The organism is Nonomuraea terrae (genome assembly GCF_004348995.1).
GTDB lineage: Bacteria > Actinomycetota > Actinomycetes > Streptosporangiales > Streptosporangiaceae > Nonomuraea > Nonomuraea terrae.
Genome location: NZ_SMKQ01000091.1, coordinates 20874 through 31451, shown reverse-complemented (window position 1 = coordinate 31451; position 10578 = coordinate 20874). Strand labels below are relative to the sequence as shown.

Annotated in this window: 14 protein-coding genes and 1 pseudogene; 6 read left to right on the top strand and 9 right to left on the bottom strand. The window is 69.6% G+C overall.

Annotation, left to right across the window (positions count from 1 at the left end; genetic code table 11):
• The first annotated feature begins 203 nt into the window (after positions 1–203).
• The 3 genes from E1286_RS48115 (at position 204) to E1286_RS25930 (ending at position 1124) form a co-directional block, all read left to right on the top strand.
• The gene (locus E1286_RS48115) at positions 204–338 is read left to right on the top strand and encodes a transposase (RefSeq protein WP_165969919.1); all 135 of its coding nucleotides are present in this window, start codon (positions 204–206) and stop codon (positions 336–338) included.
• Complete coding sequence (locus tag E1286_RS25935) at positions 325–777, top strand: Tn3 family transposase (protein WP_132616335.1); 453 nt, start codon at positions 325–327, stop codon at positions 775–777. Before E1286_RS48115 ends, E1286_RS25935 begins: the two co-directional genes overlap by 14 nt.
• 68 nt (positions 778–845) lie before the next feature.
• A complete protein-coding gene (locus E1286_RS25930) occupies positions 846–1124 on the top strand; it encodes an NUDIX domain-containing protein (RefSeq protein ID WP_132616333.1) in 279 nt (92 codons plus the stop codon).
• Positions 1125–1783: 659 nt separating this feature from the next.
• On the opposite strand, the gene E1286_RS50480 is transcribed toward E1286_RS25930, so the two are convergent.
• From E1286_RS50480 to E1286_RS50470, 5 genes and pseudogenes are all read right to left on the bottom strand, one after another.
• On the bottom strand, positions 1784–2023 hold the full coding sequence (locus tag E1286_RS50480; protein WP_246075152.1) for a hypothetical protein: 240 nt from the start codon (positions 2021–2023) through the stop codon (positions 1784–1786).
• Positions 2017–2625, bottom strand: coding sequence for an MFS transporter (locus E1286_RS25920; protein ID WP_281282748.1), 609 nt, complete (start codon positions 2623–2625; stop codon positions 2017–2019). Before E1286_RS25920 ends, E1286_RS50480 begins: the two co-directional genes overlap by 7 nt.
• An 88-nt stretch (positions 2626–2713) precedes the next feature.
• Positions 2714–2890: pseudogene (locus E1286_RS51765) on the bottom strand (Cmx/CmrA family chloramphenicol efflux MFS transporter); the annotation flags it as partial.
• An 89-nt stretch (positions 2891–2979) separates the two neighbouring features.
• Complete coding sequence (locus tag E1286_RS50475) at positions 2980–3981, bottom strand: FAD-dependent oxidoreductase (protein ID WP_246075150.1); 1002 nt, start codon at positions 3979–3981, stop codon at positions 2980–2982.
• A 21-nt stretch (positions 3982–4002) separates the two neighbouring features.
• Entirely contained in the window at positions 4003–4383 is a 381-nt protein-coding gene (locus E1286_RS50470; protein ID WP_246075148.1) for an FAD-dependent oxidoreductase, read from the bottom strand.
• 92 nt (positions 4384–4475) lie between these two features.
• On the opposite strand from E1286_RS50470, the gene E1286_RS25905 reads away from it, so the two are divergent.
• On the top strand, positions 4476–5075 hold the full coding sequence (locus E1286_RS25905; protein WP_132616329.1) for a helix-turn-helix domain-containing protein: 600 nt from the start codon (positions 4476–4478) through the stop codon (positions 5073–5075).
• Between the two features lie 403 nt (positions 5076–5478).
• On the opposite strand, the gene recX is transcribed toward E1286_RS25905, so the two are convergent.
• Together recX and recA are read right to left on the bottom strand one after the other, a co-directional pair.
• Positions 5479–7020 carry a recombination regulator RecX gene (recX, locus tag E1286_RS51365; protein ID WP_132616327.1) on the bottom strand — a complete coding sequence of 514 codons (1542 nt, stop codon included), beginning with the start codon at positions 7018–7020 and terminating at the stop codon, positions 5479–5481.
• Positions 7021–7031: 11 nt separating this feature from the next.
• Positions 7032–8132 carry a recombinase RecA gene (recA, locus tag E1286_RS25895; protein WP_132616325.1) on the bottom strand — a complete coding sequence of 367 codons (1101 nt, stop codon included), beginning with the start codon at positions 8130–8132 and terminating at the stop codon, positions 7032–7034.
• Between the two features lie 245 nt (positions 8133–8377).
• Between recA and E1286_RS52145 the strand changes: the two genes are divergently transcribed.
• Together E1286_RS52145 and E1286_RS25885 are read left to right on the top strand one after the other, a co-directional pair.
• Positions 8378–9151, top strand: coding sequence for an alpha/beta fold hydrolase (locus E1286_RS52145; RefSeq protein ID WP_132616323.1), 774 nt, complete (start codon positions 8378–8380; stop codon positions 9149–9151).
• A gap of 43 nt (positions 9152–9194) precedes the next feature.
• Positions 9195–9470 (top strand): hypothetical protein, encoded by a 276-nt coding sequence (locus E1286_RS25885; RefSeq protein WP_132616321.1) that lies wholly within the window; start codon positions 9195–9197, stop codon positions 9468–9470.
• 122 nt (positions 9471–9592) lie between these two features.
• Here E1286_RS25885 and E1286_RS25880 read toward each other — a convergent pair whose 3' ends face one another.
• Together E1286_RS25880 and E1286_RS25875 are read right to left on the bottom strand one after the other, a co-directional pair.
• Positions 9593–9787 (bottom strand): DUF3046 domain-containing protein, encoded by a 195-nt coding sequence (locus tag E1286_RS25880; RefSeq protein WP_132616319.1) that lies wholly within the window; start codon positions 9785–9787, stop codon positions 9593–9595.
• A 242-nt stretch (positions 9788–10029) separates the two neighbouring features.
• Entirely contained in the window at positions 10030–10518 is a 489-nt protein-coding gene (locus tag E1286_RS25875; RefSeq protein ID WP_132616317.1) for a VOC family protein, read from the bottom strand.
• Between the last annotated feature and the right edge of the window lie 60 nt (positions 10519–10578).

Below are 10578 nucleotides of genomic sequence, written 5' to 3'. Positions count from 1 at the left end.
GACCCCAAACCCCCGTTCCCACCGAGGATCCCGCACAAATTCCCGGCCCAACCGACCCTCGGCTCCAAACTCAACAAAGCCACGGAACCCGCCACCAACCCACATCCGCCGCTCATAGCCGATTCCAAAATCAGATATCCCTCAAACCAGGACCTCGCATACCAGAAACCTGGCGGATCAGCCCGTCCGCCGACTACGTGCTCTTGAACACCTTCGCCCGGGGCAAGATCGGCCTGCGGAAGATCCGCCGCAACTGGGAGGGCATCCTCCGCGTGGTCGCCTCGGTCTACACCGGGCACCGTCCGCGCCTACGACGTCGTCACCATGCTCCGGCGTGACGGCCACCCCACCGCGCTCGGCGAGGCGATCGCCTCCTACGGCCGGATCTTCAAGACCCTGCACATCCTCCAGTTCATCGACGTCGACGAGACCTACCGTCGCGATATCAAGGACATCCGCAACCTCCAGGAAAGCCGCCACTCCCTCGCCCGGAAGATCTGTCACGGCAAGAAGGGCGAGCTCAACCACCGCTACGAGCGCGGCCTGGAGAATGAGCTCGGCGCCCTCGGACCCGTCCTCAACTGCGTCACCCTCCGGACGACCGTCTACCTGGATGCCGCCGGGCGTCAGCTCAAAGCCCAGGGCTACCCGGTCCGGGAGGAGGACATCCATCCGCACCATCGCCGCCGGAGTCAAAGTCTCCATCGGCGTCGTCCACAAGACCCTGACCGAAGGCCCCCAGCCAGAGACGCGGCGCGAACAGCAGCTCGCCGCTGAGTCCTTCGCTGTCATGGAGGCTCGGAGCGCCGAGCCGCGTCACCGCATCGTCTGAGAAAATCACAGGCATGCGTTCTGAACGCGAAACTGCGGCTGCCCAGAACCTTGGCGACCCGGATTGTCTGGTCGTCGTCGCCGCTGTGGTCGTGCAGCGGGAGCGTCTGCTCGTGGTGAGCAAGCAAGCGGCACCGGATGTCTTCTATCTGCCCGGCGGTAAGCCGGAGCCGGGCGAGGAACCGCTTGAGGCGCTGGCCCGCGAGCTGGCCGAGGAACTCGGCGTTGAGCCGTTGGAGCCTCGTTCCTGGACGAGGTCGAGGCCCCAGCGGCCCTGGAGAAGGTGCCGATGAAGATGACCGTCTTCCAGACGGACATCGACCGGGCGCCCCGGCCTGCGGCTGAGCTCGCGGGCCTGCGGTGGGTTACCGGATACGAGGACGTGCGACTCGCTCCCGCAGTGAGGGATCATGTGCTGCCCCTGCTGAGGCGCAGGGGCTTCATCGCGTCAGGACCAGCGTCACCCCTGGCGAGCAGCTAGCCGTGCTCTGCCTCTGACCGGCCGGACGCCGGGCGGAGAAAGGCCCGATCGAAACGGCGGATGCAATCGGTCTCCTCGCTGAGCTGCCACAGCTTCTGAGCCTGGAGTTCGGTCCGGATGGCGGCACGGTATTCCTCGTAGGCCGCGAGACTGGGAAATGAAACAGCGCGTAGGCGATGTCGTTGGCTCCCTCGTGTGGCAGGTAGCAGCCGTGATGGGTGCCCCCGAACCGTGTGACGATCGGTATCCATCCGGTGACGTACTTCTCGAACGCGGCGATCTGACGGGGGTCGATTTCATAGCGGAGATGACCATCATTCTGCCCGCGGTGCCACTTCATCATCCGAACGCGACGGCGGCCGCTGCACCACGTCGCACGGCACGGTTGTCCACGGTCAGCAACGCCCGAGCTCCAGGTCCCCAGGCCCTCATCGACCACCACCCCGTGCCGATGTTCCTGCTTCGATGCTCTCAAGCCCGCCGGCGCGACATCATCGAGTCGAGCAGGACGGGCACCGTCGTGATCGCGGCCAGGCCCGCACCGAGCCACGGGATGGCGGTGATCCCTGCTCCGGCGTCGAGCGCGGCGGCGGCGAGCACGGGAACGAGGCTGATGCCGAGCTGGAAGGCGGAGACGGTGGTGGCCCCCGCGAGCGTGGGTGCCTGGGACGCGATGGCGAACACGCGCCCGTAGACGGCGGGGTTCAGCACGAATCCAGCGACGCCGAGAAGCAGGACCAAAGGGACGACGGCCACTGCGTGACGGGCCAGTACGGCGAGCAGGACGGAACAGACCACGATCCCGAGCACCCCGGCCAGCAGCGCATGGGTGGGCAGTCGGTCGGCGATCCTGCCCCGATGGACAGGCCGATGAATGCGCCGACGCCGAACAGGGTCAGGATCGCCGGAACCCAGACCCCGGGTATGCGGGTGACGTCGGTCAGGAACGCCGCCAGGTAGTTGTACGAGATCATGTAGGCGGCGGTGCTCAGCAGGGTGGCGGCGTAGACCACCCACAGCTGGGGCCGCCTCATCGTGCGAAGCTCGCTCCGCACGCTCGCCTCGCCGCGTACGCTCGTGGCGGGCAGCGCCACGAGCGTCAGGACAGCGCCGGCGACAGTGAGGGCAGCCACGCCCCAGAAGCCACCACGCCACCCGGTGAAGTAGCTGATCAGCGCGCCGGCCGGGCCACCGGCGATCATCGCGAGGCTGAGGCCGCTGACGACGACGCCGGAGGCGCGGGCGGTACGGTCGGGCGGGACCAGGCTGATCGCGGTGACCGCCGCGACCGCCCAGAACCCCGCGTAGGCCAGACCGCACAGGAAGCGCGCGGCCCAGGAGCACCGGGTAGCTGTCGGTGAGGATGCCGATCGCCACGCAGGCGGCGAAGGCCACCTGCGTGACCACCAGCGTCGTCCGTCGTGGCCAGCGGAGGGTCATGATGGCCAGGGGCGGCCCGCCGACGACGACGCCGGCGGCGAACGCCGAGATCAGTGCTCCGGCGGAGGACAACGTGATCCGCAGGTCCTCGGCGACGGCCGGCAGGACCCCGGCGAGCAGGAACTCCGCGCTGCCCATCGAGAACAGGCTGAAGGACAGCAGGTAGACCCCCAGCGGCAGGCGCCTGCCGCGGGCGAGCGGCGCCTGCTGGATCGCGGCCTCGGCGCTCACCTGTCCACACCCCCGTCCCGCAGGATCGAGGTGAGATGCTGGTCCAGCACCTGCTTGGGAGGCGCTCCCGTCCGCGAGCCGACGGGGCGGCCTCCGGCGTACACGCCGGAGCGGTCGGCGGCCAGGCTCTCCACGATCGGGGTGACCATCCGGCACGGACGGCACCAAGTGGCCCAGAACTGGATCAGGACGGGCCGTTCGCCTGTATGACGCGCTCGGCGAAGTTCTGCTCGGTGACGCTGTCCACCGAGCCCGGAGCGTGCGCGGGCATGGGTGAGTCTCCTTTGCGGGGTGAGAGGGTGTGGTGGCGGGCCGGGCTGGGATGGTGCGCCGGTGCCCGCGCGAAATTCAGCGGCATGTCGTGGCTGCGATCGTGCTCCGGTGCCGCGGATCCGGGGGCGGGGGGATCGCCCGCCGCGCGGTGCTGGCCGGTTACCTGCTCGCGGCCGAGGCGTGGCGCTGCTCGACGGCGTGACGGACGTCCTCGTCCACCAGGTCGGCGTTGATCGCCATGGCGGCGGCCGATCCCACCCGGCGGCGGTGATGACCTGGGCGCGCGGGTCGATGACGTTCCCGACCGCCCAGACCGCCGGGACGCTGGTACGGCCCGTGCGGTCGGTGGCGATCCAGCCGGTCTCGTCCTTGGCGCAGCCCAGGCGGGTCAGCAGCTCGTCGTGCGGCACCATGCGCGGGAAGAGGAAAGCGGCGGTGCGGGGGATCACGCGGCCGTCGGCGAGCTCGATGCCGCGCAGCCGGCCTCCCTCGACGACCAGGTGGTCGATCTCTCCCTCGACGATGCGCAGACCGCGCGCCTCCAGGCGCTCCCGATCCTGCGCCGTCAGGTCGAGGGTGTGCGGAAGGAAGACCACGTCATCGCTCCACTGTCGCACGAGCAGGGCCTGGTGCACCGCCCCTGGATGCGTGCCCAGTACGGCGAGCGGCTGGTCGCGCACCTCGTAGCCGTGGCAGTACGGCAGTGCAGCACGTCCTTGCCCCACCGCTCCCGCACGCCGGGGATGTCAGGCAGCTCGTCGCGCAGGCCGGCAGCGACCAAGACATGGCGGCACCGAGCACCAGCCCTCCATCCGGACGGGGAAGCCGTGGTCGATGTTCTCCACGCGGCCCCGGACGAGGCGCACGCCGTACCGCGCGATCTCGGCCCGTCCCCGCTCCAGCAGAGTGGCCGGCGGCAGGCGGTCGCGCGACAGAAGCCCGTGCATATGTGCGGCCGGGGCGTTGCGCGGCTCCCCGGCGTCGATCACGACCACCTCGCGCCGCACCCGCCTCAGCACCAGGGCGGCGTTCAGGCCGGGCGCCCCCGCGCCGACCACCACCACGTGGCACCCGCCGTCGTCCGAGCTCCGCGCGTCGGTGCCATCGCTGTTCATCGTCGTGGTCATGACGATCACCTCCGGCCCAGATCGTGCGTCCTGCCGGAAGCCGATGACAACTTCTGTTGCCATTTCTGGAACAGCGGAGGTGGAAGGGGACCATGGAGCAGCGATCTTCGATAAGCGCCACGCTGGCTCAGGTCGGCGCCCGTCTCAGGCGCATACGCACCCAGCGTGGCGTGACCCTGTCGGCACTGGCCGAGGCCACCGGCATCTCCAAGAGCACGCTCTCGCGGCTGGAGTCAGGCCAGCGCCGCCCCAGCCTGGAACTGCTGCTGCCGATCGCGCAGGCGCACCAGGTGCCGCTGGACGAGTTGGTCGGCGTGCCGGAGGTCGGCGACCCGCGCGTCCGCTGCAAGCCCTTCGTCCGCAACGGGCGGACCGTCCTGCCCCTGACCACCCAGCCGGGACCCTTGCAGGCGTGGAAGTCGATCATCCCGGCCGAGCACAACCAGCCGCGGCCGGTCACTCACGAAGGCTACGAGTGGATGTACGTCCTGTCCGGACGCGTGCGGCTCATCATGGCCGACCACGACCTGATCATGGGACCGGGCGAGACCGCCGAGTTCGACACCCGCCTGCCGCACTGGTTCGGTCCCGCGGGGGACACCCCCGTGGAGGTCCTCAACCTGTTCAGCCGCCAGGGCGAACGCATGCACGTGCGCGCCAAGCCCCGCGCCCGGCACGAAACAGCCTCCTAGCTACTCGCCCCTGAAAAGGCTGACGAGCCTTGATCAACCGGCTGTGGATGTCGGCACTTGCTCATAGGGGCGTGTGGTAGGCGTCATAAGCGGTCGGCGGCATCATCGAACGCGACATGCGCCCGTGGATCGGCGCGCTCTGCTGCGCCTACCCCGTCGGCCCGTGGATCGGACGCGATCCGCGCCAGTACGCAGTTGTCGGCGCGCTCTTGGCCGTCGGTGCGATCCTGTGACTGATCACCAAAGCATCCCGGCCCCATGGATCGACCCCTGGCATCCGAATCCCATAAACCGACCCCTGGCATCCGAACTTCAGAGACCAACCCCCTGGCATCCGAACCTCACGGACTGGCTCCTTGGCATCAAGGACACGACCGAGGGCGACACGCAGTTCGGTGACCTGCTACGGGAGGTCTTCCTCCATGTCGATGCCCTCCTGCTCCAATGCCTCGCGAATGACGCGGAAGGCCAGGCCGGACGAATAACCCTTGCGGGCGAGCATGCCCGCCAACCGGCGTGTGCGGGTCTTCGGGTCGAGGGATCGGGTGGCGGAGAGCTTACGTTCGACCAGCCGCCGGGCCGTCTCGGCCTCCTGGTCGGGGTCCAGCCGCTCCACCGCCTCGCTGACGGTCTCGCTGTCGACACCACGATGGCGCAGCTCCGCCGCCAGAGCCCGCTTGGCCAGACCGCGGCCGTGGTGCCGGGAGTCGACCCAGGCCGCCGCGAATGCCTCGTCGTTGATCAGCCCAAGCTCCGAGAACCGGCTGAGCACCGCCTCGGCGGCCTCCTCCGGCACGTCCCTCTTCCGCAGCGCCTCGGCAAGCTGAGCACGCGTCTTGGGCGCCATCGTCAGCAGTCGCAGGCAGATGTTCCGCGCCACGGCCTCCGGATCGGCCTCGGCCGCAGAGCCGGACCGCCCCTTCCCCGTGCGCCCCTCCGCCATATGCCCCGCACCCGCGCCGGCCTGGTCGCCTGCACGCCCGCCCTTACGCCGCTTTCCCCCTCGGGACCGCCCGCGGGCATCACTCTCGCCCCCGGCTCCCCCACGGGAACCCCACTCGGCCTCGACACCAGTCGAATGATCACCATCGGAAGCCCAGCCAGCCGGACGATCCCCGTCAGGAGCCGAACCGGTCAGACGATCGCTATCCCAATCTGCCGAACGATCACCATTGGAAGCCCAACCCACCGGACGATCCCCATCAGGAGCCGAACCGGTCAGACGATCGCTACCGGAAGCCCAGCCGGGCGGATGGTCGCCACTGGGAGCCCAGCCGGGCGGGCTGCCCGCATCGGTGTCCTCGCCAAAAGACCGGTCGCGCCCGCGTGGACGCTGCCCGGCCCGTTTGCCGCCGGCACGGCCGGACCGCCTGCCGGACCCCCCGGACCGACGGCCCCCGCTCGCTCTCTCGGTCTCGTCGCCGCCCCGATCGATGCCCTGCTCGCTCTGGCCGGCCGCGAACCAGCTGCTCCCGGCCAGGACCTCGGCGTGCCACTCGCTCCCGGGACGCACGTCCGTGCGGCCCTCGTCCGGAGCACGTTCGGCGGAACCGATGGCCGCCTCACCCCCGATCGGAGCCGATGGCGCCGTCTCCACGTCAGAGACGGCCTTCGGCTCCTCCGCTGCGGAGACAGGCCTAGAACCATCCCTCTCGAAGACAGACCCTGAATCATCCACTCCGGACACAGGCCCTGGGCTACCCGCTTCGGACACAGACCCTGAATCACCCGTCTCGGACACAGGCCCTGGACCACCCGCCTCGTAAGGCGCGGTGGATGGTTCCTCTGCGCGCAGGCGGAGGCGTTGTTCGCGCCACTCGTCCACCGATGGCCAGCCGTCGGCGGATGAGCGCGCCAGGTCGCGCCCGCCTGATGAGCCCGATGAGGGGAGCCGGACGCCCCGGTCGGGGAGGTGGGGCGCCTGTGGGCGATCGGTGTTACTCATGCGTCAGGCGATCAGACGTCACCCGGCTTCGGGGTGGACTTCGAGCCACGGCCGGACGAGGCGGCGGCCGGAGCCGCGGCAGGGGCCGGGGCGGCGGCCTCGGCAGGAGCGTCGAGGCGCGGGCCCACGCCCAGCTTGTCCTTGATCTTCTTCTCGACCTCGTTGGCCATGTCGGGGTGGCTCTTCAGGAAGTTGCGGGCGTTCTCCTTGCCCTGGCCGAGCTGCTCGCCCTCGTACGTGTACCAGGCGCCGGACTTGCGGACGAAACCGTGCTCCACGCCCATGTCGATGAGGCCGCCCTCGCGGGAGATGCCCACCCCATAGAGGATGTCGAAGTCGGCGACACGGAAGGGCGGGGCCATCTTGTTCTTGACGACCTTGACCCTGGTGCGGTTGCCGACCGCCTCCGTGCCGTCCTTGAGGGTCTCGATGCGGCGGATGTCCAGCCGGACGGAGGCGTAGAACTTCAGCGCCTTACCACCGGTCGTGGTCTCGGGGCTGCCGAACATGACGCCGATCTTCTCGCGGAGCTGGTTGATGAAGATGGCGGTGGTGCCGGTGCTGTTGAGGGCGCCGGCGACCTTGCGCAGGGCCTGGGACATGAGGCGGGCCTGAAGGCCGACGTGGCTGTCGCCCATCTCACCCTCGATCTCGGCCTTGGGCACCAGGGCCGCCACCGAGTCGATGACGATGATGTCGACGGCGCCGGACCTGATCAGCATGTCGGCGATCTCGAGCGCCTGCTCGCCGGTGTCGGGCTGGGAGACCAGCAGGGCGTCGGTGTCGACCCCCAGCTTCTTGGCGTATTCGGGGTCGAGGGCGTGCTCGGCGTCGATGAACGCCGCGATGCCGCCGGCCCGCTGGGCGTTGGCCACCGCGTGCAGCGCGACCGTGGTCTTACCTGAGGACTCGGGGCCGTAGATCTCCACGATGCGCCCGCGCGGGAGCCCGCCGATGCCGAGGGCGACGTCGAGCGAGATCGACCCCGTGGGGATCACCTCGATGGGAGCTCGGGCGTCGTCGCCCAGCCTCATGACAGAGCCCTTGCCGAACTGCCGCTCGATTTGGGCGAGCGCGGTCTCGAGGGCCTTCTCGCGGTCGTTGATTGCCATGGAACTCCCCCTGAGGGTCGTGGTCCGATCAGTCGAGTGAAAGCTATGGCCTGCCACCGACATTTTCTGCCGCAGTCAGGGAAGACGTGGCCCGGCGCTGTCCATCGTAGCCGAACGATTGTTCGATCACAGCACGAACACGCAGCTACCGCACCGCGTTCACGAATGTCCCCGCCCGCGCGGTGACATGGGCCACGGCGGCGGTCCGCGCGAACGATCCCGGACGTCCGGGCCGGCATGCCGACATGACGATCTTCGTCCACGAGACAGGCCCTGAAGACGCGCCTGCGGTCATTCTCCTGCACGGCGTGGGCACCACCGGCTGGATGTGGAGCAGGCAGGTCGACGCCTTGGCCACGGACCTGCGCGTCCTGGTGCCCGACCTGCCGGGACATGGGAAGAGCAACGCCCTGCCGTGGCGCTCGATGTCCGATACCGCCCGCCTGGTCACCGAGGTGATCGCCACGCCGGTACCAGGCGGAAGGGCGCACGTCGTGGGGCTCTCCCTGGGCGGATACGTGGCCGTGCACCTGGCCGCCGCCCACTGCGAGACGGTGATCGCCGCGATCGTGAGCGGGGTGAACGTACGACCGTCCCCGCACCCGGGCCGGCTCCGGCTCATCGGCGCGCTGACGGCGCCGGTCATGAAGCTGGGCCCGGTGCTGCGGGCCAACGCCGTGCGCTCGACGTACCGGCGGAGGATCTCGACTGTCACCAGGACGCCGCCCGCACCACGGCCCGGCTGGCGTTCAGGAAGGTCAACTACGAGCGGAGACCGCCCGTATCCGGTCCGGCGAGAACGAGCACGCGCTCGCCAAGGGTTCGCTTTCGGACATCGCCGTCGGCCTCCCGTCCGGCGAGGCGCGCCTGGCCCTCGGGGTGGGCCACGGCTGGAACGGGGAGCAGCCGGAGCTGTTCAGGGCCAGGGTCATGGCCGAGCCGCTGCCCGGAGAGCTCGCCCCCGTCTGATCAGGGCCGCCTGGTTCCCGTGCCGCCGCACGCGTTCTCGCGCGACATGAGCTGGGGAGACTCTCTGCAGCGGCGAGGGTTGGAGGCGGCGACGTGACGAGCGGGTACACCGGGGAACGGCGCGTGCGGCTGGAGGCCCTCGCCGAGTTGCTGCCCGATCATGGCCTGGTCGGCCGCATGGTCGGGGGCGAGGATCCGGTGCTGTGGGTGTGGCACCCGCACACGGGCCGCCAGACGATCATCTTCGCCACCCCGTCGAACCGCGGCTGGCAGTTCCTGTGGTCTCCGGACGGTCAGGACAGCGCCGACGACCCCGAACGCACGGCCGCCACGCTCCGCCGCGTCCTCGACCTGGCCCCGTCCGACTAGCGCCGCGTCCGACTGGCGCCGCGTCCGACTGGCGCCGCGTCCGACTGGTGCCGCGTCCGACTGGTGCCGCGTCCGACTGGCACCGCGTCCGACTGGCACCGCGTCCGACTGGCACCGTCCGATTAGCGCAGCTTGGGCGAGACGTTCTCGACCTGGCAGACCGCGCGCCACACCGTCTTGGCGCTCTCGCCGTCGGCCAGCGCCTGCACGACCGTGCGGCCGCCCAGAGGAGCGAGCACGAAGTCGCGCGCCCACGACTCGGCGTACGTCTCGCCGAAGTGGGCGTTCATCCTTCTCCAGAACTCGGTCAGGCGCATCACTCAAGTATGGGAGCGCCTGGAGGGTGGGTAGGACATCCGCATGCCAAAGACCCCCAAGTCTTCACCCCCGAAGCCCCCCAGGACGAAGGCCAACAGGGCCAAGCGCCGCCGGTTGGCACACCTGCTGCGCCTCGCCGTACAGAAGGAGAAGGCGGAGCGTGCCGAGCGGCACGCGGGCATCAGGCGGCAACCCCGTGCGGGCAGGCCGCGCACGCGCAGGCCGTCGCGGCGTTAGACAATCACAGCACCCGCGCGCCGTACATCTCACCGAGATGGTCGGCGAGCAGCTCCAGCCGGGCGCCGTCGGGGTCCTTGAAGTAAAGGGAGGCGCCGCTCTCTATCTGGTGCGGCACGCCGGCCATCTCCAGCTTCCCGCGCAGCCGTTCCCACGTCGCGGGGTCGACCGAGATCGCGATGTGGTGCAGACCGCCCAGCACCTCGCGGTACGGGCCCAGGTCGAGGCCGGGGAAGTCGAAGAACGCCAGCAGGTTGCCGTTGCCGATGTCGAAGAAGAAGTGGCTCGAACCCGGGTGGTCGCGGTTCTCGATGATCTCGGTGAGCGGGAACTCCAGGAGCTCCTGATAGAACTTGACGGTCCGCTCCACGTCCGAGGAGAGCAGGGCCACGTGGTGGAGGCCGCGGGCGCTGCTCGAAGGCCGGTGCGGTAAGAGGTAGCGCTGTCTGATTTCGGTACGGCGGGCGTCGATGGCCGCGTGGTCGATGGTCACGGTCGCTGTATGTCCGCGAAGGCCCCTGCTCAACCACGGGCCGGCGTTTTCTGTCGGTGG